Source organism: Acinetobacter schindleri CIP 107287, assembly GCF_000368625.1.
GTDB classification, from domain to species: Bacteria; Pseudomonadota; Gammaproteobacteria; order Pseudomonadales; family Moraxellaceae; genus Acinetobacter; species Acinetobacter schindleri.
This window is the reverse complement of the sequence record NZ_KB849575.1, coordinates 139,120-165,340: the sequence shown is the minus strand read 5'-3', so window position 1 is coordinate 165,340 and position 26,221 is coordinate 139,120. Positions and strand designations below refer to the sequence as shown.

Here is a 26,221-nt window from a genome sequence, read left to right as displayed (position 1 = left end):
CATCGTTTTGCAGGCATAGTACACTGTGGAAAAGCCATTTCCCAAATCTCTTATATTTCATAAACTTATATATAAAAAACAGCGTTTTTGAAATAAATGGATACATATTCTTTAAAAGAATGGCTTTAAATCCTTATTTTTTAGAAAAAAACCGGGCAAATCCTTCTTATTCTTTAGTATAAGAATAGCCTTATAGCTCAAAAAATAGACTTATTTAAGATTAACGGTATGTTTTATTTTTTCATTTAAAGGCAAAAGACGGTTTTTAAATGATCTGAGTTTTTTGGGTAGAAAGAGCACTATTGAATAGATAATTTTTTTGACTCTTTTCCATCTTTGGCAAGATCCTTAGCCTGACAATAAACCATAGCATCAATAAAATTTTCCAAGTTTATTTCTAGCTCTTTTTAATTTTGAGGGAAATACAATATGCGCTTGATACCTGGAAACCTGTAAAGCAAGTGAGCTAGATTAAAATCCCTAACTTTTTTAAGATTTTTTTTACAGTCGATGATTTCTTGCAAATTACTTTAAATATCATAATTAATTCAAAAACTTAATACTTATTCTTAGTAGTTTATTATCTGAATAGTTTTGACCTTTTCCTGTCATCTATCTGTATATCCCAATTTGGTGATATTCACCCTTAAAACATTTCAGTACATCTAAGCGATAAGTACTTCATAACAACAACACACAACATAAAAAATTAATAAAGGTGAATAACATGTTACAGATCGCCATTATTGGGATCATTACTGTATTAGTGGCAGTTTTGGCTTCCAGCTGGATTGGAGGGAAAAAGCCCTCCGATCCATACAATCCGACTAAACCTACTCCTACCCACCCCACTAAACCGGATCATCCTTCTCCCCCTTTCCCTCCCGCCTCTGGTAAATCGGAGTCACTCATTAATAATCCACCCTTGCTGCAAAAAGGTGGTAAAGGTAAATACGAACTGGTTGCGGCATATAAGACCAATAAGATTTATAACCCGAGGCAATCGCAATGGGATCAATTACTGGTTCGGGGTTATTTGACTAAAGCCAGTTTATTGAACAGGCAGGAAGCACGTGAAACCGGAATTGTGGATGAACTGGTTGGTCCACAGATTCGGGTCAAACAGGGTGAAACCTTGTCGATTAATTTAAATAATCAGCTACCTGATGAAACACCTGAAAGCTGTGAAAATATTCTCGATCCGAATGAACCCCATTGTTTTAATACCACCAACCTGCATACACATGGTTTCTGGGTCAGCCCTCAGGGAAATAGTGACAATGTCTTTCTGAAAATTGCCCCACAGGCGAATCTTGATTATCAATATAAGATTGAACCCAATCATCCTGCGGGCACTTACTGGTACCATGCCCATTTACATGGCTCGACCGCAATTCAGGTATCTAGTGGGATGGCTGGTCCACTCATTGTGGAAGGAAGCCGGGTACCTAAAGTGAAAAATGGCAAGGTGACTTCTACAGGTGATCTCGATATTTTATGGAAAGATAAAGCCAAGCATAATGATGCAAATGAAAAAATCCTGGTCTTCCAGCAAATTCAATATGACTGTACTGACACTGAAGGCCAATCTTTAAACAGCAATGATTGTAAAGGTGCAGGCATAGGCACGATGGAAAACTATGCTGGTCTGAATAGCTTCAACTCTTGGGGGCTAAATAACTACTACACTTCAATTAATGGCAAAGTATTAGGCGAAATTCAGGTCAATCAAAATGAATTTAACCGCTGGCGTATGATTCATGGAGGGGTACGGGACACTATTGGCTTAATCATTAAAGAATTACCTGGCTCCAGCCAATATACTGCCAAGCAAACGGTGGATGCCTGTCTTTCCTATCAGGGGAATATTCTCATTCCCGCCTCAAAAGTTGCTTTCGATCAACTGACCAGCCTGCCAGTTCACACGATTGCCCAAGACGGATTAACGATGAGCCAGGCTCAGCCCCGTACCCTTTCCGTGTTCCAGCCAGGTTATCGTCACGATGCCATGCTCAGCTTTCCCTCCACCAATAAATACTGCATCTTCGATTCAAGATTAAATATTGATGATGAAATTAATATCAGAACTTCCGGTGAAATCACCCCACAGTTATCTCCTAATAGCAGGCTAAATGCACAGCTGCTGGGCTGGGTAAATGTAAAATCCACCAAGTTGAAGGCGCAAACTGCTGCTCAGTTTTTAAAAGATCAGGCACAGAAAATCGGCTTAAGCAAGGAGATTCAGGCGCAATTAGCGCAACTTAATCTGTCTGCCTTTACTGATCATCCCTCATTGATGACCAGAGAAATAGATAACCTGATTCAAGACCGACCACAACAACGCTCTACTTTTGATGCCTCTTTTGGTCCAAATGGTAAATTCGGTTATCGTTATGCTGATCATCCAGGCATCTATAGTTTTGGAGAAACCTTCACTGGAGAAAGTGTGGTCAATGGCAAATATGTGCGCAAACTAGAAATAGGTAAAGTCGATGAATGGGTACTGACCAGCGCAAATCTGGGACATCCTTTCCATATCCATGTCAATCCGTTCCAGATTGTTAAAATTTTAAACCCGGATAAAAAAGACGTAAGTGAAGCAATATCGGAACCTGCAACCACGCCCAATGAGCTGGATGATGTCCAGTACCGAGGTTTAAAAGGACAATTCAAGGATACCATCTTTGTTAAACCGGGATATGAAGTGATTGTTCGAAGTCATTACAAGAAATTCGAAGGTGACTTTGTACAGCATTGTCATATTCTCGATCATGAAGATCAGGGCATGATGGAATATGTACGAATCTGTGGCGGGAAATTTGACTGTAATGCTGATTTACCTGGTTCACATGACCATCATCATTAACTCTCGCTTTTAATTAAAAGCCTGCATCTGATATTGCGGGCTTTTTTATTTGCCTAGAGATAATGCTTGCTGCACAATAGCTTGATTGATTTTTAGTATTCAAACTGAGGCTGATCATGGCAACATCTCCTGCTTTTACCTTATTTACGCTGAATGGAGTAGATGCGCAAAAATTCCTGCAAGGTCAAGTGACTTTAAATACTGAAGCCTTGGCTGAAAACCAGACGCGCTATACCGCAATCTGTAGTTTAAAAGGACGCATTCTATTTGGTTTATGGCTGAAAAAAATTAATGCTGAAAGCTTTGAAATTGTTGTGACTGCTGATCAGGCCGAAAACTTTGCCAAGCACATCCGCAAGTTTGGCGCTTTCTCCAAAATGAAGTTAGAAGAAGTAGGTTCAGCTTATCCAGTTACTGTAGGTATTCATAGCGAATTTAGTCCTGAAGCAACGGATACTCAAGCTTGGGAAATGAATGCAATTGAATCAGGTCAGGCATGGATTCAGGCAGCAACCGCAGAACAATTCCAGCCACAAGAACTGCGCCTGCATCAGCGTGAAGGCATCCACTATGACAAGGGGTGTTACCTCGGTCAGGAAGTCATTGCCCGTTTATGGTTCAAAGCCAAACCGAAACACTGGTTGCATCTGGTCCAAGGTACAGGTGAAGCACCTGCTATCGCAAGCAAACTGAATAATGATGTAGAAGTCGTAAACAGTGTCAATATTGATGGCGGCTTTAAAGCACTCGTGGTTGCCAAACCGGAAGCACTTCTTGAATTAGGTTTGACTGTACTCGACCTGCCTGAAGCACTCAGTGGTGACGTGGCTCGTCCACAATAAGAAGACCGCCTTAAAAAAATCCTCCTAATATGGAGGATTTTTTTTAAAGATTAAAATCATGGAACAATTTGTTCATGTCTTTAATCACATAATCTTTAAAATGAAAAGCGCGTGCATGTTTCGCATCGAAGCGTGCAGTTTTACCTTCATGCTCAAAAATATATACACGGTCTTCATTGCTGACTAAAAAGTTTTGACCCAATCGCATGAGTAATGCATCAAATTTATCCTCATCAGCGATACTGTCATCCTTACTGATTTGATCATATGCACGTTTAATGCCTTTAATAAACATTGTTTCACCCTACTTCATGGCTCAAACGCGGATTTAATCAGAGATTCATAGAATTTCAAAGTTTTGTGGTAAAGATAGTTTTCATCTTCTCTTCATTATATTTGTATTTCGTGACAATTAGGATATTTACAAAGTATAAAATCATTTTATGATGTAGCTGTAATAATTTAAAAAACACCACGGAATCAGGTGTTGCATACAACAAGGTCCAGGAACCATGAAAAAAATAATATTTGCTGCGATGCTCGCAGTTTCATCTCAATATGCACTTGCCAATGCAAATACCAAAGCTGAAGCAGTTGATCCTCAATTTGCCAAGGTTGAAGCCCTAGTCAAAGCCAATGACTTTAAAGGTGCCCACACTTTACTGAATGAGTTAGCACAGAAAGGAAATGCTCAAGCACTGTATAACTTAGGCTATTTAACCCAGACTGGTCAGGGCACCGCAAAGAATGAGAAAAAAGCGGTACAACTGTATGAACAGTCAGCAAGCAAAGGCTACCCGGTTGCCAACTATGTCCTCGGTAAAAATTATGCAGGCGGTACAATGGGGCTGAAACAGGATCTGAACAAAGCCAAACAATATCTGGAACGTGCATCCAGTGCCGGTTTTGATGATGCTACTGTGGATCTGGCAGTGTTACTTTTTGCTGAAGGAAAACCTGCTTCTGATCAGCAAGCACTGAAAAAACTTCAACCACTGATTAAAAAAGATAATTTCCAGGCAATTCATGCCAAAGCCCTGTATGACATCAGCCTGGGCTTTAAAAATAAAGATGAAAAACCGATTCAGCAAGGTTTAAGCTCGATTCAGGAGCTTGCCAAGAAAGGCTATATCCCTGCCCTGATGGCAGTCGCTAACATGTTTGCCAATGGTAATATCGTGCCGCAAAACCTGCCTGAAGCGAAGAAAATCTTTAGTGCCTTGGCTCAGGAAAATATTCCACAAGCCAAAGAGTCTCTGGCGGCAGTAGAGAAAATGATTGCTGAACAAAGCAAGAAACCAGCTCAACCAACGGCGCAAAAGAAAAGCTAACCTAAGCTATAAAAAGCCCCTGATTCGGGGCTTTTTTATTGGAATGTTTAACTGAGATAATAACCAGACTGAGTCAGGATGACTGCCACCACAATAAATCCCATTAAGGTACTGAGTACCAATGGCGGTAAAGCTTTGTCCTGTACCCCATAATGCTGGGCAAAAATCCCAAAAGCGATTGGCATTGGCAATGCCGCCAGCAATGTGCCGATAAAAAGCATCTCACGACTGACATCGAAAGCCGATAATAAACTGAAAATCAGCAATGGCATGACGATGACTTTTATGGCTGTCAGGAACCAGCTAAAGGCCGTCAGTGAGCTGAGATTCATGCCAATCAGGCTACCACCAATCACAAATAAGGCCAGTGGCGATGCGGTTTGCCCTAACATTTTTAAGGTAGAGCTAAGTAATTCTGGTAGTTGAATATCTAGAACTATGCACAAAATACCCAGCATAATCGAAAGAATCACCGGATTTTTCAAGATCCGTAGCAATGTTCCAGTCAATATACTTTTACCAGCTGTACCGGGGGCTTGCAGACCCCGTTCAGCCAGAATCAGCATCAAGGTCACGATCAGCAGATTTTCTACAATAAGAGTCAATGAAAGATAAATTGCTGAATGTGAACCAATCAATAAGGTCAGTATCGCCGTGCCGATAAACCCGGTATTGGACATGGAACCACCCATGGCCAGCACCCCTGACTCAGTGAGAGAAGCCTTGAAGAAATAGCGGCAGCAGAAAAATACCACGCCATAGAGCAGCAAAGAACCACCTGCATAGGCAATAAAATACTGTGGACTCCAGATATCGCTGAGATGTTTACTTGCCAAGGCTTGTAACAGAAAAGCTGGCATGGAAATCTTCATTACAAACTGGCTCATCGCCATAATCAGCGAGGGGGTGATAAATTGGGTTCGTGCAGCAATATAACCTAAAAATACGACGGCACAAATTGGAAATAGAATAGTGAATAACATTAATTTTCTGCAGTTTTACTGCATTGTTCCTTAATATGTTCATCCCTGAACGATTAACTTCCACTCATTTAACAAGCAGTTTTATTTGTCCGCTGAAGAGAAAGGCTTAAGCAGATCACGCAAACCGTGTGGCTGGCAACGTAAATACTGAGGCGTCACCTCTACTGTTTCACCGAGTGTCGCAGCTGCATGCCATGGCCAGCGTGGATCATACAAAATGCCACGCGCAAGCGCGATAGCATCTGCCTGTCCATATTGCAAAATTCCTTCTGCCTGCATTGCTTCCGTAATCAAACCGACCGCAATCACTGGAATATTGACCGCCTTTTTAATCGCTTCCGCAAAAGGAACCTGATAATTCGGATGCACATCAATTTTCTGGTCTACATGTAAACCTGCACTCGAAACGTGGATATAGGCTGCACCCGATGCTTCCAGCGCTTTAGAAAGTTCAACAGCAGCCTCAATGTTCCAGCTTTCAACATCTTTCATCCAGTCGGTTGCAGAAATACGCACGCCAATTGGATAGCCTTCAGGAACCGCATCTTTCATCGCTTTAAAGACCTCTAAAGTCAGACGAATTCGGTTTTCAAATGAACCGCCATATTGATCCTGGCGCTGATTCGACAGAGGTGACATAAATTGATGCAGCAAATAGCCATGCGCAGCATGAAGCTCAATCAGCTCAAAGCCTGCTTCAACCGCTCGCTTGGCACTGGCAGCAAAGTCCTGAATTACTTGTTGGATTTCCTCAAGACTTAAGGCTTTTGGTGGGTGCTCATGTGCCTGAAAAGGAATATCACTGGCAGAGACAGTCTGCCAGCCCAAAGGCTGATCTGGTGCAATTTGCCCCTTGCCTTCCCAGGGTTTATCTGTGGAGGCTTTACGCCCAGCATGTGCCAGCTGAATTGCAAAAGGCATTGGCGAAAGAGATCGCACCTTCTCCAGTAAGGTTTTGATCTGTGCTGTCTGGCTATCATTCCACAATCCCAGATCTGCATAGCTAATCCGGCCTTGTGGCTGTACCGCAGTCGCTTCCACAATACATAAACCGGCACCAGACAAAGCATAATTGGCCCATTGCTGCTCATGCCAATAGGTGATTTCACCCTGCTCTGTTGCAGAGTACTGGCACATCGGAGCGATTACGATTTTGTTATCAAGTTGCAATGATCCAAATTGCACGGGCTGAAATAGTAATGTCACGCGGTGTTTCCTCTTCTTATCGGCTGATTGATATTCAAAATAAAAACAGGCTCCCAAGAGCCTGTTTAGTTATAGCGTGAACAATCCAACTTTAGAAGATCACTCGTGTAGTTAACCCTAGTACTAATGCATTGTCTACTTGATTGCTAGACCCTGGATTTATTACATATTGCAGGTTTGGACGTAGCATTAACCACTTTGTTGCGTTATAGCTGTAGTTGAGTTCGATATTGTATTCAGCGCTAGCATCAAATGATGGACGTGAATCTGCAAAACGGTCATTCACATGCACACGATTCACTGCCAGACCTAAAATGTCATTTGGCTGGCTATCCACTAAACCAATATATTTCACACCAATTTGTTGTGAATTATCCACTTTATTGGTATCACGGTCATGCCAGGTAAAATTGGCAAATGAATGTAAACCCTGACGGCCACTACCTGTCGATGTTAACTGTTGCTCTATTGCTAACCACCCTGCAAAGGTACGGTTTTTTCCTTCACCTGTTGCGATGTCTTTTTGGTTAGCAATATCATCAGCCGTGTTATACATACCACCAACACGGTAACTGCCTGGCAAGCCATTGATGAGTGATTTTGGAGTCCAGACCACCTCTGCCGGAATGGTTACGCCATCCGCATGATCGGTATCCAGACTCCAGCCTTGACCTTCAGCCTTGCCATTACCATTGTCCGGGTTAAATTCATAAACACCCACTTGAACTGCAACTTCAGGATTTAACTGTTGTTTAACGCGTGCCCCCCATTGAGATACTGGGGTATTCATCCAGATATTACCCTGCCATTTACCCATCTGTGCAGCGCAGAATGCTGTACTGGCAAAATCACAAGCCATGACATTAAAGTCCATACCCAGACCTAAACGACCTGCTTTAATACTCAATCCTTGGTCTTGGAAGGTCTTCTCAATTGACAGTTCGCTTAAACGGCTGTCCTGGTTACCACGACCAAAAGTACCTTGAACATTGGCCATGTGAGGCGCATTTCCTTGTAAATCACGCACTGAAGTACTTTGGCCTTGACGTGCGGTAGCTACTGCACGAACAGTCACCCCATCCCAGCCTGCCAGTTTTTCCATATCTAACTGGGTACCTAACCATAACTGTGCAGAAGTTAATGGATCTGCTCCTTCATTACGGCCACCCTCTGCCAGATAAGCTGTATCTGTCAGTATATTTGCCTCAAACTTGATACCTTGCTGGGCAAGTTCTGTACGCTTGCCATCCCAGTCCCCTAACAGGTACTGCCCCTGAGGATCAAATGCAGATTCAGCTTGAGCTGAAGTCATGGCTACCATGAATGGCAGTAAAGCGAGACTTAACTTTTTCATATAAAACCTAAACATACGGAGAGAGTAAAGGCAGCATGAGACTTGCCCTGTATGACTTGATACAGAACGTTACATAACTTTTCACTTAAATACACAGCATTTTTTTTATTATTGGTAAAACTTTAAGTTATAAGAAATAATATTTTATATAAAATCTAATTTATATAATGTATATTTTTCAGGTATTTAATTAATTAACAAGGTCTAAAATCTGTTTCTCTTTAAACCTAACAGTAAAAACACACCTGATATTAAAGTTTATTTTTTAAACAATTGTTAAAATAAATTTCCATCTTCAGTTTTCAGTTCTCTTTTAAACAGGACTTGCATTCAACTATAAAACGCCCAATATTAGCCTCATGATATTAGCTGCTAAATGTTATGCCTGAATTACCAGAAGTTGAAACCACCAAAACCAGCCTCCTTCCCCTTCTTAATCAGCAAGTGCTAAAAGTTGAAGTGCGTCAGCCTAGTTTACGTTGGCCGATTCCTGAGGATATTGCTCGTCTGCAAGGACAACGCCTGATTCAACTGACACGTCGTTCCAAATACATTCTGGCGCAATTTGAACAGGATACGATGCTATGGCATTTAGGCATGTCAGGCAGTTTTCGCTTATGTGAAGCCAGTGAAGAATTGCGTAAGCATGATCATCTGATTATTCAGTTTGAAGATATCCAGCTGCGCTATCATGACCCACGCCGTTTCGGCTGCATCCTGTGGTTAGATGCACAGTCTCAAAGCAAGCTGATTGATACACTTGGGCCAGAGCCACTCAGTGATAGTTTTAATGCTGAATATCTATTTGAAAAATTAAAAAATAAAAATGTTGGCACCAAAGTTGCAATTATGGATAACCATGTTGTCGTGGGTGTAGGCAATATTTATGCAACCGAAAGCCTATTCAATATGGGCATTCATCCTGCACAACCTGCCTCTACATTGAGTTTTGAGCAGATTGAAAAGCTGGTCATTGAAATTAAGCGCATTTTAAAACAGGCGATTGATCTGGGTGGCTCAACCTTACGCGACTATACCAATGCCATGGGAGAAAATGGCTATTTCCAACAAACACTGCTGGCTTATGGCCGTGCCGGGGAAATGTGCGTGAACTGCGAAACCACGCTGGAAAACATGAAGTTGGGACAGCGTGCATCTGTCTACTGTCCTGAATGCCAGCCGCTAAAAAAGGTAAAGCTTTCTAGCAAACGTGCAGCAGCTGTACGAGGTAAAAACTAATGAAGACTGCAATCGTCCGTCATATTCTGGTCAAAGATAAAGAAACTGCCGAACAGCTCAAGAAAAAGATTCTAGCAGGTGCAGATTTTGCCAAGATCGCTAAACAATATTCGACCTGTAATTCAGCTAAACGTGGTGGTGAACTGGGTGAAGTGAAAAAAGGTCAGCTGGTCCCAGTGATTGATAAACTGGTTTTTACTGCTGCCGAACGTGTTTTACATGGACCAGTGAAAAGTCAGTTTGGTTTTCATTTGCTAGAAATCAAGTTCCGAATGGATTTTTAATCCTCCTAAATCCCTCTATAAGTAAAGGGGAACTTCTCCTCCCTTTAGGAAAGAGGTTGGAAGGAATTAAATAAAAAAACGGCACCTTAAGCGCCGTTTTTTTATCAAGAAAGCTTAAGCTTCAGGTCGTTTTTTTAACTCATCACGAATTTCACGTAATAATGCAACATCTTCCGGTGTTGCTGCTGGCTCTGGGTCTACCTCTTGTTTACGACGCAGTTTGTTCATTAGTTTCACTAACCAGAATACGACCCATGCCAATAACAGGAAGTTAATTAAAATCGTCAGGAAATTACCATAAGCAAGGACATTCAGACCCGCTGCCTGTGCAGCAGCCAGATTGCTTATATTGTTTGGATTATCTCCTAATACAACAAACCAGTTGGAATAGTCGACATCACCACCTAGAACCCAGCTCACTAAAGGCATGATGACATCTTTTACCATCGAGTCAATAATCTTACCGAAGGCGCCACCAATGATCACACCGACTGCGAGATCCATGACATTGCCCTTAACCGCAAATTCCTTAAATTCTTGAATAATACTCATAAAGTCACCTGTTTCTTATACAATTTTCAATTTTGCGATAGATTATACAGGAGTTAGATATTTCTATTTAAGCCTAATTGATCAGGTTTATGTAATCTTGTCCAACCTTATCTAGATATATAAAAAAACCGCTGAACAATGTCAGCGGTTTTTTAAACTATTAGTAATCGAACTTATTTAGCACGGTTACGCTTACGTTCGTTTTCAGTCAGGTAACGCTTACGGATACGGATTGACTTAGGTGTTACTTCAACAAGTTCATCATCTTCAATGAATTCAAGCGCTTGTTCTAGCGTGTATTCAATTGCAGGAACAAGCGTTAACGCATCATCAGTACCAGAGGCACGTACGTTGGTTAACTGTTTAGCTTTAGTTGGGTTAACAACCATGTCATCAGAACGTGAGTTAATACCTACGATCATGCCTTCATAAACTTCTAACTGTGGTTTAGCGAATAGACGACCACGGTCTTGCAGCGTAAACAATGCATAGCCCAGGCAAGTACCTTGAACCATAGAAATCAGTACACCATTTTGACGTTTCGCAACAGTACCTTGTTTCATTGGACCATAATGCGAGAAGCTAGACGTCATGATACCCGTACCAGAAGTCATGGTCAGGAATTCTGAACGGAAACCGATCAAGCCACGTGAAGGTACAGTTGCTTCAATACGGATACGGCCTTTACCGTCAACTTCCATATTGGTCATTTCGCCTTTACGGTGACCCATTTGCTCCATTACAGCGCCTTGGTGCTGTTCTTCAACGTCAAACGTTACGTTTTCATATGGCTCTTGTTTTTCACCATCAATTTCTTTGATGATGACTTGTGGACGAGACACGCCCATTTCGAAGCCTTCACGACGCATGTTTTCAATTAAAACTGAAAGGTGAAGCTCACCACGACCAGATACTTTGAAACGGTCTGGACTGTCAGTGTCTTCAACACGAAGTGCTACGTTGTGGATCAATTCGCGGTCAAGACGTTCACGGATATTACGTGAAGTTACAAATTTACCTTCTTTACCAGCAAACGGTGAGTTGTTTACCTGGAATGTCATCGATACTGTAGGTTCATCTACAGACAATGGTGGAAGCGCTTCAACTGCTTTCGGATCACAGATTGTGTCAGAAATGTTTAGTGCATCAATACCAGTGATACAAACGATGTCGCCTGCTTGAGCAGATTCAACATCAACACGCTCTAAACCATGGTAACCCATGATTTTCAAGATACGGCCGTTACGAGTGTTACCTTCTTTGTCGATCACAGTCACAGGCGTGTTTAATTTCACTGAACCGCGTTGGATACGACCAACACCGATTACACCTACGAAGCTGTTATAGTCAAGTGAAGACACTTGCATTTGGAATGGACCATCAACGTCAACTGCTGGTGGTTCAACAATGTCTACGATTGTTTGGAACAACGGCGTCATGTCGTCAGCAAGTTCTTCAGGAGAAGGACCCGCTACACCACGAAGACCAGATGCATATACAACCGGGAAGTCTAACTGTTCGTCAGTACCGCCTAAGTTATCGAATAAATCGAATACTTGGTCAATTACCCAGTCAGGACGTGCGCTTGGCTTGTCGACTTTGTTGATAATGACAATTGGTTTTAAACCACGTGCGAACGCTTTTTGCGTTACGAAACGAGTTTGTGGCATTGGACCTTCTTGTGAGTCTACAAGAAGCAATACGCAGTCCACCATCGAAAGAACACGTTCAACTTCACCACCGAAGTCGGCGTGTCCCGGGGTGTCCACGATGTTAATGCGATATTCTGTGTTAGTACGTGCATCAGTCCATTTGATTGCAGTGTTTTTTGCAAGAATGGTAATACCACGTTCACTTTCAATAGCGCCAGAATCCATGACACGCTCGATCTCACCCGCGCGATCACCGAGAGCACCTGATTGTTGCAAAAGTTTGTCTACAAGAGTGGTTTTACCATGATCGACGTGCGCAATAATGGCGATGTTACGGAGAGTTTTAATATCTGACATGTAAATTCGATACGTATTAAATTTGAGGGCAAATTATACAGAAAAATACAAACTTTTGACAGTGACAGTTTGTTGACTTCGTCAATTTTTTTTCCAATGCCTTTTGTAATGACGTGTAACTCGATTAGAATAGCGCCACCCAGCCTTAATTTGCATTGACACATGTCTGATTTTAATCAATCTCCTTCTTCCAAAGATCAACTTGACCTCGTGTACGGCCTTGAAGATCGCCCTAAACCATTTATCGCATTTCTAGCAGCGTTCCAGCATTTACTGGCCATTATTGTCCCAATTGTGACTCCTGGCCTGCTGATCTGTCTGGCACTTGGTGTCTCTAAAGAAGATACCAACATGATTTTATCCATGTCATTGGTAATTTCAGGGATCGCGACTTTTTTACAATCCAAAAAAGTTGGCCCATTTGGTGCAGGTTTGCTGATTGTTCAAGGCACCAGTTTTAACTTTATTGGTCCAATTATTGGTATTGGTTCGGCGATGGTTGCTGCCGGTACACCCGTAGAAGCTGTCATGGCTTCGATCTTTGGCGTGGTGATTGCAGGTTCATTTATTGAAATGGGCGTATCGCAAATCCTGCCATGGATTAAAAAGCTGATCACACCTTTAGTAACAGGGATTGTAGTTTTACTGATTGGTCTGACTTTAATTAAAGAAGGCCTAATCAGCATGGGTGGTGGTTATCAGGCCATGAATGATAAAACCTTTGCTAATGCTGATAACCTAATCATGTCATGTACAGTTCTGGCACTGATTATTTTACTGAATCGTGTGCGCATTACCTGGGTAAAAAGTTCGGCAATTCTGATCGCACTGGTTGTAGGTTATATTCTTGCTGGCTTTATGGGTCACCTGAACTTTGAAGGCTTAAAAGATGCCCCACTGGTTCAGATCCCGACACCAATGCATTTTGGATTAAGCTTCTCTTGGAGCTTATTCATTCCAATGGCGTTTATTTATTTGGTGACTTCACTAGAAGCGATTGGTGACATTACTGCAACATCTAAACTCTCTAACCAGCCAGTCGATGGCCCGACCTGGATGAAGCGTATTAAAGGTGGCGTATTAGTGAATGGTGCAAACTCTTTACTTGCGGGTTTATTCAATACATTCCCAAGTTCTGTATTTGCACAAAATAACGGTGTGATTCAATTGACTGGTGTAGCGAGCCGTTATGTCGGCATCTGGATTGCAGCACTTTTAGTCATTCTGGGTTTACTTCCAGCCGTGGCTGGCGTGATTCAGGCGGTTCCTCAAGCTGTTCTTGGTGGCGCAGTGATGGTGATGTTTGGTGCAGTCGCTGCCTCTGGTATTAACATTCTGTCTGGTATTCACCTAGACCGTCGTGCTCTACTGATCATCGCAATTTCTCTTGCATTAGGCTTGGGTGTGGCACAGGTTCCACAGATTCTGGAACATCTTCCTGAATTATTCCGTAATATCTTTAGTTCTGGTGTTGCGACCGGCGGTATTGCGGCCTTGATTCTAAATATTGTACTTCCTGAAACAAAGAAGTAAGTTCATGTCCAGAAAACACTGTCTGAGTTGAACTTGGACAGTGTTTTTCTATTGGAGAGATTCCTATGGATGCTAAAAGCGAAGTTTTATTAAGACAATATGATTATTTGTCGGGTCGTGTACTGCTGATTAATCCTCCAACGGATCATCTGCTGGCTGAATTTGATCAATCCATTCAGGCTGCAGTGTGGACATGGAATTATAATGACTACCTGTATTTTCAGGCCCAGCAAGCTAATGTACATTTTGGTGCAGAATTTCCTGAAGGTGAATTTGATCAGGCTGTAATCTTTGTTCCAAAATCCAGAGAATTACTTAATTACCTGATTCACAATGTAGCGGTTTACCTAAAACAAGGCAGCCAGGTATTTTTGGTAGGTGAGAAAAAAGGTGGCGTGGAACGCGCGGCAAAACAGCTGCAACCCTATGGTAAAAGCCTCAAACTCGATAGCGCACGACATTGCCAATTATGGCAATTGACACTAGACTGCAACGTCGAGAAAAAGGCATTAGCTGACTGGGCACAAACCTATAGCGTCTCTACTCCCAAAGGTGATTTACAAATCTGTGCACTCCCTGGTGTATTTAGCCAGAATCATCTGGATGTCGGTACAGCGGTTTTCCTGCCCTACCTGTCTGAAGTGACTTCAGGTAAAATTGCCGACTTTGGCTGTGGTGCCGGCGTCATTAGTGCCTATCTTGCCAAGCTCAATCCGAACAATCGTATCTTTGCCTTAGATGTAGATGCTTTTGCATTAGCCTCTACCAAAATGACTTTTGAGAAAAATCAGCTTGAGCCTGAGCAGCTTGAAATTAAGGCAGTGAGCGGGATTGAAGATGCACCATTATTTTTGCACGCTATCGTCAGTAATCCACCCTTCCATCAGGGTATTCAGACCAACTATGATGCCAGTGAAAATCTGTGCAAGACTTCACGTCGTCATCTCAAGTCTGGTGGTGAATTATGGATTGTGGCGAACCGCTTCTTAAATTACCCGATTTTAATTGAGCAAAGCTTTGGCCAGTGCACCGTCAAAACTGATCAACAAGGCTTCAAAGTGCTTTTCGCCAGCACTCAAAAAAATGTTAAGGAATCATGATGAGCGAAACTCAACACAGCACACAGCTGCAGCGTAAGCTAAGTGCTCGTCATCTGAATATGATCGCCATCGGTGGATCAATTGGTACAGGTTTGTTCCTGGCTTCAGGTGCAACTATTGCCAATGCCGGACCAGGTGGTGCATTACTTGCGTATGCGCTCATTGGTGTCATGATTTACTTCCTGATGACCAGCTTGGGGGAGCTTGCAACCCATAATCCGACTTCAGGTGCTTTCTTTACTTACGGTACTAAATATGTCGAAGGCGGTTTTGGTTTCGCTTTAGGCTGGAACTACTGGTATAACTGGGCAATCACCGTAGCCTTTGAGCTGGTCGCAGTCCAGTTCATCATGAAATTCTGGTTTCCAGACATTCCTGGTTTTTACTGGAGTGCCCTGTTCCTGGCGGTGGTCTTCGGGATTAATGCACTGACGGTAAAAGGCTTTGGTGAATCTGAATTTTTCTTCTCCTTAATCAAAGTGCTGGCGATTATTGCGTTTATCATCATTGGTATCTTCATGATTGCAAAAATCATGTTAACTCCTGAGGTTGCTACATTTGCCAACTGGACCAAAGGTGAAGCACCATTTGTGGGTGGCTTATCTGCCCTGATCGGGGTGGCGATGATTGCCGGATTCTCCTTCCAGGGAACTGAAATGGTCGGTGTCGCTGCAGGTGAATCTAAAGATCCGCAGAAAACCATTCCAGTAGCAATCAAGCAAATTTTCTGGCGTATCCTGTTATTCTATATTGTGTGTATCTTCATTATCGGCACCCTGATTGCTTATGATGACCCACGTCTTTTACAGGCAGCGTCTAGTGAAGATATTGCGCTTTCGCCTTTCACTTTGCTATATGAACAAGCTGGTTTCGCCTTTGCTGCCAGTGTGATGAATGCGGTGATTTTGACTGCAATTCTGTCTGCAGGTAACTCGGGCATGTACTCCTCTACCCGTATGCTGTTTGATATGGCACGTAAAGGCAGTGCACCAAAATTGTTTGGTCGTCTGGATGCGCGCGGTGTGCCAATGAATGCACTATATGCCACCACTGCAATCGCAGCCTTATGTTTTCTGACAACATTTATTGGTGAACAGGAAGTATTTAACTGGCTACTCAATATGTCTGGTATGTGTGGATTTATTGTATGGTTGGGTATTGCAATATCTCATTACCGCTTCCGTAAAGGATATCTGGCTCAAGGTTATAAACTTGAGGATCTGGCGTATCGTGCCAAGTTCTTCCCATTTGCACCATGGTTTGCTTTTGTGCTATGTGCGATTGTGGTCCTGGGGCAAAACTATCAAGCAGTACTGAGTGGTGAATGGCTTGCAGTACTTTCTACTTACATTGGTATTTTCTTATTCTTGGCAATCTGGTTAGGTTATAAGTGGAAACACAACACCAAACTCATTTCTTATAAAGAGATGGATGTTCAGCCGATGAAAATAGATCATGAATAATTTTCGATCTGAAAAAGCAGCCTGAATGGCTGCTTTTTTATTGTATTAACTGTGGCGCATAACAAAATTTCGATCGTCAATGACGATAGTTTGCTGACAAATCCCCTCTACCCGACGCTGCTGTTCAAACACTTCTTTCCGCATGGACTCAAAACTGTCAAAGAAGCTGATTTCACTTTTATTGATTTCGTACACCAAAGAATGATTCCCTACGCCCTCCAGGGTGTCATAGAACACAATCACAAAACGACCAGCTTCTACATTTTCCTGAATGTCTGCATAAGACAATGGCTGTTCTATAACCGGGATTTGTAAACGAGATGCTTGTTGATAGAACTCAATTTCAATTGGCTGTTTATCTGGGTCATGTTCAGTATAAAAATGAACATCCAAACCCAGTGTTTTTAAAGCAACTGCAAGCGCAATACTGGAGGTTCCCATTTCAGGATCATGGTGTGTGAGCTGTACCAGATCCGGAATATGCAGATCTATACCATAGTGATGAAAAATCATCCAGATCGCATAGAGGCCACTATTGGCCTCCAGATTTTGTAAATCTTCAGGAAGTTCCACACTCATGCTCAGACTCAAAAACAGGTTTAGGGCTATGCAGTGTAGTCAAATCAGGGCAATAAAAAAAGCGACTCATAAGAGAGTCGCTTTTTTTAATCAGTGTTCAATAATGAATTATTGAGCAGCTGGTTGTTCAGCTAGTACAGTACGGCTACCAGAAATAGTCGCGAATACACGACGGTTCATAGCACGACCTTCTTTAGTGTTGTTGTCAGCAATCGGTTGATCCCAAGCGAAACCTTGAGTAGACAAACGAGAAGCATCAACGTTGTATTCGTTAACTAGTGAAGATTTCACAGAGTTAGCACGAGCAAGAGATAAACGTTCGTTCAGTGCACGTGGACCAGTGTTGTCAGTGTGACCTTCGATACGAGCAGTTGCGTTTGGATATTCAACCAATTTTTCAGCAACTTTCGCGATTTCTGGTTTGTACTGATCTTTGATGTTAGATTTGTTTGTATCAAAGAATACACGAAGTTCCATGTTCAGGTCTTCAGTCAACTCTTGTGGAGCTGGAGCAACTGGAGCAACTGGTTCAACTGGAGCAACTTCTACGACTGGCGCAGCAGGTTTCAAGTGGCCACCAAGAACTACGTTTAAACCAGCAAGCGCTGTGTAGTTCCAGAAATCTTCGTCAATGTTATAAGTTGCACGAGCTTCTGTACGTAGAGACAGAGCATCGTTTAAACGCCAGAAAGCACCTAGACCAGCATTACCTAAAGTACCTTCGTCATCTTTAAGACGCGCATCACCATCTAAATCATATTCATACTTGTAGTGACCAGCACCTAAAAGTACGTATGGTTTGATTTTGCTGTCATAGTTTTTAGTGATCAGATCAGAAGTAACGTAGAAGTTACCATTGATTTGAGTTTGCTTATACTCACCGTAAGAAGCTTCGCTGTCTTCGATATCACCTTTCACTTGGTTATATTCAGCTTCAAAGCCTAACCATGGAGTCAGTTCAACACCAAGCGCAGCACCTACGAATAGGTCGTCTTGAAGCTCAGGAGTTTCACCATATAGATGATCTTCATAGCTGTTGTTGTGTTTTGTATCTTGCCAAGTATAACCAACCAGTAATGGAGTAACAGTTACGCCTGCGTTTGCAGCAGCGAAAGGAGCAGCTACAAGCATTGCTAAAGCAATACGACTCATTTTCATGGATTTATCCTCCAGAGATAACAAATTGTTGTTCAAGCTCAAGCCTAAATTGGCTTTCCTGAGATAGGCTTCTTTTACCCCAGTTTTATTTTTAAGCTATTCACAGGGAATCATACAAACACTGAATAAATTTTCCAAGTGCTTGATTAATCTAATCAAGTAAATTATTGACAAAATTACTTACAATTTCCGTTGTAATTCGGTAAATTTTTACTCAATTTTTTATTGTGAATACCTTATTGTCTCTTACCTAATTTTAACAGCTTTCTCCTATTTCAAGTACAAAAATACTAGGTAAATAAAAAAAAGCATTAAAAAACGCCTAATTAATAGCATGTTTCAAATAAAAATAATATATAAATAGGTTAAACCATGTATATAAAAAGAAATAATGCGTTCACAATTGTGGAGCTTATTGTTGTTATTTCCACTCTTGCAATACTTACAACCCTAGCAGTTCCTCTGTTTCAAGAATATCAGTCAAAACAAGAAGCTAACAGTATTTATCAGAAGATTACAGCAGTGAATCGCTATGCACGCAGTCAATCGGCAGTATTACGGCAGAATATTGTGATTTGTCCCACATTAAATCTATCGACCTGTCAAACAAATCAGTGGAGCAATGCCTGGCTGGTATTTGTCGATCAAAATAAAAATAGACAGGTTGATGCCGGCGAAACCGTACTGCATGTTGATCATCTAAGGCTTAAATATGGACAGCTGGATTGGAGAGGTGCTTTAAGTGTCCCAAGTATCAACTATCAGGCTCAAACCAATTTACCTATTGGCTCCAATGGCAGCTTTTACTACTGTTCTTTTCAGCATTCCTATTATTACAAAATTGTACTTAGCAAAATGGGGCATCTGCGTAAAGAGAATCTAAATACATGCTGAGAAAACTGTCCGGTTTATGATTCAATTTTTTTGAGGCTTTAATCTTGCAGTTTTTTCAATATACTGCTTAGGTCGAGAATAAAAGACTAAAACTCATATGGAGATACAACAATGACTGACATCGTAATTGTCAATGGTGCACGTACAGCCATGGGTGGCTTCCAAGGCAGCTTATCAGGTGTGACTGCGCCTGAACTAGGTGCTGTCACGATCAAAGAAGCCATTGCACGTGCAGGTTTACAACCAACAGACATCGAAGAAGTCATTATGGGTTGTGTTCTTCCTGCCGGTTTAAAACAGGGTCCTGCCCGTCAGGCAATGCGTAAGGCTGGTCTTCCAGACAGCACAGGTGCTGTAACTATTAATAAGCTTTGTGGTTCAGGCATGAAAGCAGTGATGCAAGCTGCTGACATGATCAAGGCCGGTTCTGCAACTTATGTAGTTGCTGGTGGAATGGAATCGATGACCAATGCGCCCTATGTATTACCTAAAGCACGTGGCGGCTTCCGTATGGGCCATGGTGAAATTAAAGACCATATGTTCCTGGACGGTTTAGAAGATGCAGAAACTGGTCGCCTAATGGGTTCTTTTGCCCAAGATATGGCAAATACCAAAGGTTATACGCGTGAACAGATGGATGATTTCGCTATCCGTTCATTAAAACGTGCACAAACTGCGGTCAATGAAGGCTACTTTGCAGATGAAATTGTGCCAGTCACTGTTTCCACCCGTAAAGGTGATGTAGTGGTTGATAAAGACGAACAGCCATTCAATGCCAATATTGATAAAATCCCAACATTACGTCCTGCTTTTGCTAAAGATGGTACCATTACTGCAGCAAATGCCAGCTCTATTTCTGATGGTGCCTCTGCATTGGTTTTAACTTCTGCTGACAATGCAGCAGCTCAAGATTTAAACCCATTAGCAAAAATTGTTGCCTATGCGTCAAACTCTCAGCATCCATCCGAGTTTACAATTGCTCCAGTTGGTGCTATTCAGAAAGTACTGGATAAAGCAGGCTGGACAGCTGAAGAAGTAGATCTTTGGGAAATTAATGAAGCCTTTGCCATGGTCACCATGTGTCCAATGGATGAGTTCAAGCTTGATCCTGAAAAAGTCAATATTAATGGTGGTGCTTGTGCACTAGGTCACCCAGTGGGTTCTACAGGTTCTCGTATTATCCTGACTTTGATCCATGCTTTAAAGCGCACTGGCGGCAAGAAAGGTGTTGCAGCTCTATGTATCGGTGGTGGTGAAGCAACTGCAGTCGCGATTGAGCTAATCTAATTTTCAAAAAGTCAAACGACTGAAGAGGGCTTTTAAAGCCCTCTTTTTTTATTAATCCAAAATCTGGCCTTAATGATGTCTACTAAAGCATTACTCGAACAATCATTTAAAACCGGGTCTTAAACTAAAAATTATTTTTGTCTTGATTATCCTATCAATAGAAGAATTCCCTTACTTACATTTTCATAAAGCTTCTTTATCAATCAGACACGTTGCAAAGAGTAAATTAGAGAGAATCAAAACAAGAAAAAAGGAAACCTCCATGCGATTTAATCACTATCTCAACTTCCAAGGTGAAACTGAAGCCGCTTTTACTTTTTATCGTTCAGTGTTTGGTGGTGAATTTTCTAATTTGAGCCGTTATGGCGATATGCCCGGACAGGAAGGCATTGACCTCTCCGATACGGATAGAAGCCAGATTTTGCATATTTCACTTCCTATCAATGAATATACTGAATTAATGGGATCAGATATTAATGAAAAGCTAGACAGTCCTAGCCCCCCTACTTTTACCAAAGGGACCAATCACTATATTGCAATTATTTTAAGTGCTAGTGAACAAGCCGAAGCTCAACGACTGTTTGAGGCTTTATCTGCCAAGGGTCAAATTGAAATGCCTTTGGAAAAAACTTTTTGGGGCGCACTTTACGGTGCCTGTACCGATCAGTTTGGTGTGCAGTGGATGATTAACTGTCTATTAGAAGAACGTAGTCCAAATTTCTAGAAATAAAAAAGCCTCCATTTGGAGGCTTTTAACTGAAGACGGATTAAGCTCCAGTCTGATAGTTCGGTTTTGGCACAGCTGTGGATGCTTGGTACGGATTGCTAAAGTCATTTAAACCCGCTGCCGCTTCCTGAATATCTTTACCTTCTTTAATCACGAAAGTATCGAAACCCGAACGCTTCATATAGTTCAGTACGTCTTTAAATACATCACCTGTTGCACGCAGCTCGCCCTGAAAACCCTGGCGACGAAGAAGTGCTGCAAATGAATAACCACGGCCATCATTAAAACCGGCAAACTCGATAAAGATTGCATCCAACTGATCAAGTGGAAATTCATTGGTTTCAGGAGAAGCATCTACCGTTAAGTACAGTGCTTTTTTACCCGGAACATTGGCGATTTGTTCTAACTGTTCAACAGTCAGAACCACATCACCTTGTGGCAATACGCCATCTTCACCAATTAACTGATAAGTATTGTCTGCAATCGTGCCATCTTTAGAGAGCACTTGTAGTGCGGTATTAAGCATATGCACGCTCCTTGAATGGTTGGATGCCAACACGACGATAGGTATCGATAAATTCTTCACCTTCCTGACGCAGGTCAAGATAAGTATTCAGGATTTCTTCGATGATATCCGGCACTACGTCAGCAGCAAATGATGGACCAAGAATGTCACCAATCGATGCATCATGGTCTGCATTACCACCTAAAGTAATTTGGTAGAATTCAGCACCTTTTTTGTCTACACCCAAAATACCGATATTACCGACGTGGTGATGACCACAGGCATTCATACAACCTGAAATATTCAGGTCGATTTTGCCAAGGTTATAAATCGTATCCAGATCATCGAAACGACGTGAAATTGCTTCAGAAATCGGAATTGATTTTGCATTTGCCAATGAACAGAAGTCACCGCCCGGGCAGCAAATGATGTCCGTCAAGAAGCCGATGTGAGCGCGTGCCAGATTGTTTTGTTCCAGGATCGTCCACAATTCGAACAGGTCTTTTTGTGGGACATCAACAAGGGCAATATTTTGCTCATGAGTCGTGCGTAATTCACCAAAAGTGTACTTGTCTGCAAGATCTGCAATCAGGTTCATCTCTTCAGTGGTTACATCACCAGGAGCCACACCTGTACGTTTCAGTGAAATCGTAACGATACGATAGCCTTTCACTTTGTGCGCATTGGTATTGATATTGAACCATTGCTTGAATTTCGGATGCGCCGCGAACTGTTCAGAGAAATCTTCATCTGCATAATCTTGATAAGCAAATGGCGTGAAGTTCTCATCCATTTTTGCCAAGGTTTCAGCATCGATTTTCAATGTTTTAATGGTATGTGCAAATTCCGCTTCTACTTTCTCAGCAAATACTTCAGGTGTGAGTGCTTTTACTAAGATTTTGATACGCGCTTTATATTTGTTGTCACGACGACCATGCAAGTTGTATACACGAAGTACAGCTTCAAGGTATGCAATCAGGTCTTCACGTGGAAGGAAGTCACGGATAAAGCTACCAATAATTGGTGTACGGCCTAGACCACCACCGACTTTGATTTTATAGCCCATCTCACCCGCTTCATTTTTTACGATATATACACCGATATCGTGGAATGAAGTTGCTGCACGGTCGATCTCTTCCAGTGCTGAAACAGCGATCTTGAACTTACGTGGCAAGAAAGCAAATTCCGGGTGGAAAGTAGACCATTGACGGATCAATTCACATGTTGGACGCGGATCTGCAATCTCGCCTGCAACGACACCAGCATATTGGTCAGTCGTCGTATTACGGATACAGTTACCTGATGTCTGAATCGCATGCATTTGTACTGATGCCAATTCTTGCAGCATATCTGGCACATTTTCCAGTGCAGGCCAGTTGAACTGGAAGTTTTGACGTGTTGATACGTGTGCATAACCACGGTCGTATTCTTTTGCCAGTTCCGCAATTTTACGTAACTGTTTAGAGTTCATCAGACCATACGGTACTGCTACACGCAGCATTGGCGCATAACGTTGTACATATAGGCCATTTTGAAGGCGGAGCGGACGGTATTCATCTTCCGTCAATTTGCCCGCTAAGTAACGTTCCGTTTGGTCACGGAACTGTGCAACACGTTCATTAATCAGTTGCTGATCGAAATCAGTATATAAATACATGGCGTACAGCTAGTAGTTTCTATTATATCGTCGGCAAGGATAACGAGATTAAAACTATCAATAAAATGCTTTTTATACATATTTCATAGCGATTTTATTGATAAGCCTACCAGAAATTCAGTGATTTAAAGGATTTGTCGAGCAAAACTCCTTTTCAACGAATAATGATTTATTTTTTAAATCTTTAGCATTTATTTTCATATAAAAGCAGCTCACCTCTGCTGATTAATAAATAATCATTAAAAAATCTAAAAACTTACCACTGTTCAGATTCACCTAGTGCCTGTCCCATAAAATCATAGCGTGAGCTAGAACGGGAAAATTTGATTGGACAGGCCAGCTGTGGCTCAGTCTCCTGTTCCCCTGCTTTGACTGGAACATGCACCACCCAGCCCCGCTCTTGTGCCAGTTGTGAAGTTAAGGCTTCATCCAGGTGTAATACCGGCTCCACACACACATCTAAAGTAGCAAATATAGTCTGCCACTCATTCAGAGTTTTACTGCGAATTTTCTCTTGAATTGCTGCTTTCACTTCTTTCTGGTCTTGAGCATCTAAGGATAAACCTTTTTCTAACAGAACTGGTAACTGCAATGCCTGTGCCAAACCCTGCATAAATTGTGGCTCCAAGCTGCCAATAGAAAGATAACGTCCATCTTGAGTTTGGTAATAATCATAAAAAGTGCCGCCATTGAGATGCCCCGATTCCGGTTGGGCATGCACACCTGCTGCCAGACTGGCGGCGGCTGCCATATTATTTAAGGTCACCGCACAATCGGTCATGGAAATATCAATATACTGTCCCATTCCGCTACGCTGGCGCTCAATCACCGCTGCCAGGATAGCGATAATCGCATGCATGGAACCGCCAGCAACATCAGCGACCTGAATACCTAAAGCCGGTGGACCACCCTGAACCCGACCGCTATGTCCGGCAATTCCGGATAAGGCCAAGTAGTTAATATCATGCCCGGCCTTATCTTTATAAGAACCAGTTTGCCCATAGCCAGTAATGGAACAATAAATAAGTCGCGGATTGATTTCAGCCAAGGTGGCGTAATCCAGTCCCAAACGTTGCATTACGCCGGGACGGAACTGTTCAACCACGATGTCATAGTCCGAAATCCTGGTTTTGATCTGTTCGATACAGTCACGATTTTTAAGATCCAGCGTGATAGATTGTTTGTTACGATTCAAATAATTGTGTGCAGTTGCCTGTCCATGTGCGTATGGTGGCACTAATCGCAATAGGTCAGGACGTGTTGGTGATTCAATATGCACAACCTCGGCACCGAGGTCTGCCAAGTACATGGTGGCAAAAGGACCAGGTAAAAGTGTAGAAAAATCGAGGACTTTCAATCCTTTTAATGCATAGGACATTAGAATAATTACTCTATTTATGATGGTTTTTTATGCATATTAGAAACATAAACACACAAAAACAATGTCATGTTCAGCCATTTACCTTGATCATTTCGGCAATTTAATATGTAACAAATGGCAAATCCGATTTTGTAAATTGCCATTGATTTATTATTTGTTGTCAATTAGGTCAAGCATTAGTGAACATCAAAGAGACTGAAGGATTAAACATGAGTCGCGATACGATCAGTATCCATTTCGTTAACGCTGCACTCTACGGCGTGAAGCGTCTCGGCATGGACGTCGATACGTTATTGTCTCATGTTGGTATTGAAGCTGAACTTCTGCATCAGCCTAAGGCCCGTATCTCGCCAGAACAATATACCCGTTTTATTAAAATGCTGTGGATGGTGACACAGGACGAGCATGTCGGCTTTGACAAACAGCCTCGCCGTCTGGGCACATTTGCAATCATGTGTCAGCTGATCATCCATGCTAAAACTTTAGGTGATGCGCTGGAACTTTCTTCCCAGTTCTACAAGCTGTTTGGCGATGACTGGGCGGTGACACTGGAACGTGACAAGCATGAAGCACGTTTAGTCCCTCAAATTCCGAAAGAGATGGACCCGGATCATTTCATCACTGAAAGCATGCTAATGATCTGGCATGGTCTGGCTTCGTGGTTGATTGAACGCCGCCTTCCATTGGAACGAGTACATTTCAGCTATCCACGTCCAAATCATGCGGATGAGTATGACGCATTATTTTTTGCACCCGTGATGCAGTTTGACGCGCCACGTACTGAAATTACTTTTGCAGCGGATTATCTCGATTTACCCATCCGTCAGAATGAAGAAACCTTGGAAGAGTTCCTGAAAGCTGCACCTGCTCAACTGTTGGTAAAATTCAAAAATACCAACTCTCTAACCTCCCGTATTCGTGATGTACTGAAGAGCCAGATCGGCGAAGAAATGCCGACGCTGAATGATGTCGCTTCCATGCTATATCTATCTCCACAAACTTTACGTCGTCGTCTGGCTGCTGAAGGCAAGAGTTATCAAGGCGTTAAAGATGCACTGCGTCGAGATGCTGCCATCCACCTCTTGTTAAATCCAGATTTAACCCTGGAAGATGTCGCGCAGCAAGTTGGTTTTAGTGAAACCAGCACCTTCCATCGTGCTTTCAAAAAATGGACCGGTGTAACACCAGGTTTATATCGCCAATTACATGGTTACCATTAAGCCACATTCTCTTCATATTCAATATTAGCTCTTTTGCTAATCTCAGTTCAT

Annotated in this window: 23 protein-coding genes; 12 read left to right on the top strand and 11 right to left on the bottom strand. The window is 42.2% G+C overall.

Features of this window, described 5'->3' with window-relative positions:
* The first annotated feature begins 727 nt into the window (after positions 1-727).
* Together F955_RS03985 and ygfZ are read left to right on the top strand one after the other, a co-directional pair.
* Entirely contained in the window at positions 728-2,866 is a 2,139-nt protein-coding gene (locus F955_RS03985; RefSeq protein WP_004891603.1) for a multicopper oxidase family protein, read from the top strand.
* A gap of 116 nt (positions 2,867-2,982) precedes the next feature.
* Positions 2,983-3,708, top strand: a complete 726-nt coding sequence (gene ygfZ, locus F955_RS03980) for a CAF17-like 4Fe-4S cluster assembly/insertion protein YgfZ (RefSeq protein ID WP_004891599.1) — start codon at positions 2,983-2,985, stop codon at positions 3,706-3,708.
* A 43-nt stretch (positions 3,709-3,751) separates the two neighbouring features.
* On the opposite strand, the gene F955_RS03975 is transcribed toward ygfZ, so the two are convergent.
* Positions 3,752-4,003, bottom strand: a complete 252-nt coding sequence (locus F955_RS03975) for a hypothetical protein (protein WP_004814532.1) — start codon at positions 4,001-4,003, stop codon at positions 3,752-3,754.
* 217 nt (positions 4,004-4,220) lie between these two features.
* On the opposite strand from F955_RS03975, the gene F955_RS03970 reads away from it, so the two are divergent.
* Positions 4,221-5,039, top strand: a complete 819-nt coding sequence (locus F955_RS03970; protein ID WP_004891596.1) for a tetratricopeptide repeat protein — start codon at positions 4,221-4,223, stop codon at positions 5,037-5,039.
* Between the two features lie 47 nt (positions 5,040-5,086).
* Here the strand turns inward: F955_RS03970 and F955_RS03965 are convergent, their stop codons facing one another.
* The 3 genes from F955_RS03965 to F955_RS03955 all read right to left on the bottom strand — a co-directional run bounded on the left by F955_RS03965 (position 5,087) and on the right by F955_RS03955 (position 8,582).
* Complete coding sequence (locus F955_RS03965; protein WP_004891594.1) at positions 5,087-6,022, bottom strand: AEC family transporter; 936 nt, start codon at positions 6,020-6,022, stop codon at positions 5,087-5,089.
* A gap of 81 nt (positions 6,023-6,103) precedes the next feature.
* Positions 6,104-7,228, bottom strand: a complete 1,125-nt coding sequence (locus F955_RS03960; protein WP_004891591.1) for an NADH:flavin oxidoreductase/NADH oxidase — start codon at positions 7,226-7,228, stop codon at positions 6,104-6,106.
* A gap of 91 nt (positions 7,229-7,319) precedes the next feature.
* Entirely contained in the window at positions 7,320-8,582 is a 1,263-nt protein-coding gene (locus F955_RS03955) for a carbohydrate porin (RefSeq protein ID WP_004891588.1), read from the bottom strand.
* A gap of 381 nt (positions 8,583-8,963) precedes the next feature.
* On the opposite strand from F955_RS03955, the gene mutM reads away from it, so the two are divergent.
* Together mutM and F955_RS03945 are read left to right on the top strand one after the other, a co-directional pair.
* Entirely contained in the window at positions 8,964-9,821 is an 858-nt protein-coding gene (mutM, locus tag F955_RS03950) for a bifunctional DNA-formamidopyrimidine glycosylase/DNA-(apurinic or apyrimidinic site) lyase (protein WP_004891585.1), read from the top strand.
* Positions 9,821-10,105 (top strand): peptidylprolyl isomerase, encoded by a 285-nt coding sequence (locus F955_RS03945; RefSeq protein ID WP_004891582.1) that lies wholly within the window; start codon positions 9,821-9,823, stop codon positions 10,103-10,105. The genes mutM and F955_RS03945 overlap by 1 nt, the downstream gene beginning before the upstream one ends.
* A gap of 114 nt (positions 10,106-10,219) precedes the next feature.
* Here F955_RS03945 and mscL read toward each other — a convergent pair whose 3' ends face one another.
* Both mscL and typA read right to left on the bottom strand, forming a co-directional pair.
* Positions 10,220-10,657 carry a large conductance mechanosensitive channel protein MscL gene (gene mscL / locus F955_RS03940; RefSeq protein WP_004891580.1) on the bottom strand — a complete coding sequence of 146 codons (438 nt, stop codon included), beginning with the start codon at positions 10,655-10,657 and terminating at the stop codon, positions 10,220-10,222.
* Positions 10,658-10,830: 173 nt separating this feature from the next.
* A complete protein-coding gene (gene typA / locus F955_RS03935; RefSeq protein WP_004891578.1) occupies positions 10,831-12,666 on the bottom strand; it encodes a translational GTPase TypA in 1,836 nt (611 codons plus the stop codon).
* Between the two features lie 162 nt (positions 12,667-12,828).
* Here typA and F955_RS03930 point away from each other — a divergent pair, with 162 nt between their 5' ends.
* The 3 genes from F955_RS03930 (at position 12,829) to F955_RS03920 (ending at position 16,762) form a co-directional block, all read left to right on the top strand.
* Positions 12,829-14,199 carry a uracil-xanthine permease family protein gene (locus F955_RS03930; RefSeq protein ID WP_004814515.1) on the top strand — a complete coding sequence of 457 codons (1,371 nt, stop codon included), beginning with the start codon at positions 12,829-12,831 and terminating at the stop codon, positions 14,197-14,199.
* 65 nt (positions 14,200-14,264) lie between these two features.
* Positions 14,265-15,299 carry a methyltransferase gene (locus tag F955_RS03925; RefSeq protein ID WP_004814512.1) on the top strand — a complete coding sequence of 345 codons (1,035 nt, stop codon included), beginning with the start codon at positions 14,265-14,267 and terminating at the stop codon, positions 15,297-15,299.
* Positions 15,299-16,762, top strand: a complete 1,464-nt coding sequence (locus tag F955_RS03920; RefSeq protein WP_004814510.1) for an amino acid permease — start codon at positions 15,299-15,301, stop codon at positions 16,760-16,762. The genes F955_RS03925 and F955_RS03920 overlap by 1 nt, the downstream gene beginning before the upstream one ends.
* Before the next feature lie 45 nt (positions 16,763-16,807).
* Here F955_RS03920 and F955_RS03915 read toward each other — a convergent pair whose 3' ends face one another.
* Both F955_RS03915 and omp38 read right to left on the bottom strand, forming a co-directional pair.
* On the bottom strand, positions 16,808-17,341 hold the full coding sequence (locus F955_RS03915; protein WP_004814508.1) for a cysteine peptidase family C39 domain-containing protein: 534 nt from the start codon (positions 17,339-17,341) through the stop codon (positions 16,808-16,810).
* A 108-nt stretch (positions 17,342-17,449) separates the two neighbouring features.
* On the bottom strand, positions 17,450-18,499 hold the full coding sequence (gene omp38, locus F955_RS03910) for an outer membrane protein Omp38 (RefSeq protein WP_004814506.1): 1,050 nt from the start codon (positions 18,497-18,499) through the stop codon (positions 17,450-17,452).
* A gap of 372 nt (positions 18,500-18,871) precedes the next feature.
* Here omp38 and F955_RS03905 point away from each other — a divergent pair, with 372 nt between their 5' ends.
* From F955_RS03905 to F955_RS03895, 3 genes are all read left to right on the top strand, one after another.
* Complete coding sequence (locus tag F955_RS03905) at positions 18,872-19,393, top strand: GspH/FimT family pseudopilin (RefSeq protein WP_004814504.1); 522 nt, start codon at positions 18,872-18,874, stop codon at positions 19,391-19,393.
* 111 nt (positions 19,394-19,504) lie between these two features.
* Positions 19,505-20,680 carry a thiolase family protein gene (locus F955_RS03900; protein ID WP_004891575.1) on the top strand — a complete coding sequence of 392 codons (1,176 nt, stop codon included), beginning with the start codon at positions 19,505-19,507 and terminating at the stop codon, positions 20,678-20,680.
* Positions 20,681-20,942: 262 nt separating this feature from the next.
* Positions 20,943-21,404: a VOC family protein gene (locus F955_RS03895; RefSeq protein ID WP_004891573.1), complete on the top strand. Its 462-nt coding sequence runs from the start codon at positions 20,943-20,945 to the stop codon at positions 21,402-21,404.
* A gap of 43 nt (positions 21,405-21,447) precedes the next feature.
* Here F955_RS03895 and F955_RS03890 read toward each other — a convergent pair whose 3' ends face one another.
* The 3 genes from F955_RS03890 to F955_RS03880 all read right to left on the bottom strand — a co-directional run bounded on the left by F955_RS03890 (position 21,448) and on the right by F955_RS03880 (position 24,947).
* Positions 21,448-21,933 (bottom strand): DUF934 domain-containing protein, encoded by a 486-nt coding sequence (locus F955_RS03890; RefSeq protein ID WP_004814500.1) that lies wholly within the window; start codon positions 21,931-21,933, stop codon positions 21,448-21,450.
* Positions 21,926-23,569 carry a nitrite/sulfite reductase gene (locus tag F955_RS03885; RefSeq protein WP_004891571.1) on the bottom strand — a complete coding sequence of 548 codons (1,644 nt, stop codon included), beginning with the start codon at positions 23,567-23,569 and terminating at the stop codon, positions 21,926-21,928. The genes F955_RS03890 and F955_RS03885 overlap by 8 nt, the downstream gene beginning before the upstream one ends.
* Before the next feature lie 256 nt (positions 23,570-23,825).
* A complete protein-coding gene (locus F955_RS03880) occupies positions 23,826-24,947 on the bottom strand; it encodes a CaiB/BaiF CoA transferase family protein (protein ID WP_004891568.1) in 1,122 nt (373 codons plus the stop codon).
* Between the two features lie 212 nt (positions 24,948-25,159).
* Between F955_RS03880 and F955_RS03875 the strand changes: the two genes are divergently transcribed.
* Positions 25,160-26,170, top strand: a complete 1,011-nt coding sequence (locus tag F955_RS03875; RefSeq protein ID WP_004814497.1) for an AraC family transcriptional regulator — start codon at positions 25,160-25,162, stop codon at positions 26,168-26,170.
* The last annotated feature ends 51 nt before the right edge of the window (positions 26,171-26,221 follow it).

Excerpts from the sequence above, each read along its gene's own strand:
- F955_RS03985 (WP_004891603.1), top strand. The coding sequence starts at position 728 with ATGTTACAGATCGCCATTATTGGGATCATTACTGTATTAGTGGCAGTT.
- ygfZ (WP_004891599.1), top strand. The coding sequence starts at position 2,983 with ATGGCAACATCTCCTGCTTTTACCTTATTTACGCTGAATGGAGTAGAT.
- F955_RS03975 (WP_004814532.1), bottom strand. The coding sequence starts at position 4,003 with ATGTTTATTAAAGGCATTAAACGTGCATATGATCAAATCAGTAAGGAT.
- F955_RS03970 (WP_004891596.1), top strand. The coding sequence starts at position 4,221 with ATGAAAAAAATAATATTTGCTGCGATGCTCGCAGTTTCATCTCAATAT.
- F955_RS03965 (WP_004891594.1), bottom strand. The coding sequence starts at position 6,022 with ATGTTATTCACTATTCTATTTCCAATTTGTGCCGTCGTATTTTTAGGT.
- F955_RS03955 (WP_004891588.1), bottom strand. The coding sequence starts at position 8,582 with ATGAAAAAGTTAAGTCTCGCTTTACTGCCATTCATGGTAGCCATGACT.
- mutM (WP_004891585.1), top strand. The coding sequence starts at position 8,964 with ATGCCTGAATTACCAGAAGTTGAAACCACCAAAACCAGCCTCCTTCCC.
- F955_RS03945 (WP_004891582.1), top strand. The coding sequence starts at position 9,821 with ATGAAGACTGCAATCGTCCGTCATATTCTGGTCAAAGATAAAGAAACT.
- mscL (WP_004891580.1), bottom strand. The coding sequence starts at position 10,657 with ATGAGTATTATTCAAGAATTTAAGGAATTTGCGGTTAAGGGCAATGTC.
- typA (WP_004891578.1), bottom strand. The coding sequence starts at position 12,666 with ATGTCAGATATTAAAACTCTCCGTAACATCGCCATTATTGCGCACGTC.
- F955_RS03930 (WP_004814515.1), top strand. The coding sequence starts at position 12,829 with ATGTCTGATTTTAATCAATCTCCTTCTTCCAAAGATCAACTTGACCTC.
- F955_RS03925 (WP_004814512.1), top strand. The coding sequence starts at position 14,265 with ATGGATGCTAAAAGCGAAGTTTTATTAAGACAATATGATTATTTGTCG.
- F955_RS03920 (WP_004814510.1), top strand. The coding sequence starts at position 15,299 with ATGAGCGAAACTCAACACAGCACACAGCTGCAGCGTAAGCTAAGTGCT.
- F955_RS03915 (WP_004814508.1), bottom strand. The coding sequence starts at position 17,341 with ATGAGTGTGGAACTTCCTGAAGATTTACAAAATCTGGAGGCCAATAGT.
- omp38 (WP_004814506.1), bottom strand. The coding sequence starts at position 18,499 with ATGAAAATGAGTCGTATTGCTTTAGCAATGCTTGTAGCTGCTCCTTTC.
- F955_RS03905 (WP_004814504.1), top strand. The coding sequence starts at position 18,872 with ATGTATATAAAAAGAAATAATGCGTTCACAATTGTGGAGCTTATTGTT.
- F955_RS03900 (WP_004891575.1), top strand. The coding sequence starts at position 19,505 with ATGACTGACATCGTAATTGTCAATGGTGCACGTACAGCCATGGGTGGC.
- F955_RS03895 (WP_004891573.1), top strand. The coding sequence starts at position 20,943 with ATGCGATTTAATCACTATCTCAACTTCCAAGGTGAAACTGAAGCCGCT.
- F955_RS03890 (WP_004814500.1), bottom strand. The coding sequence starts at position 21,933 with ATGCTTAATACCGCACTACAAGTGCTCTCTAAAGATGGCACGATTGCA.
- F955_RS03885 (WP_004891571.1), bottom strand. The coding sequence starts at position 23,569 with ATGTATTTATATACTGATTTCGATCAGCAACTGATTAATGAACGTGTT.
- F955_RS03880 (WP_004891568.1), bottom strand. The coding sequence starts at position 24,947 with ATGTCCTATGCATTAAAAGGATTGAAAGTCCTCGATTTTTCTACACTT.
- F955_RS03875 (WP_004814497.1), top strand. The coding sequence starts at position 25,160 with ATGAGTCGCGATACGATCAGTATCCATTTCGTTAACGCTGCACTCTAC.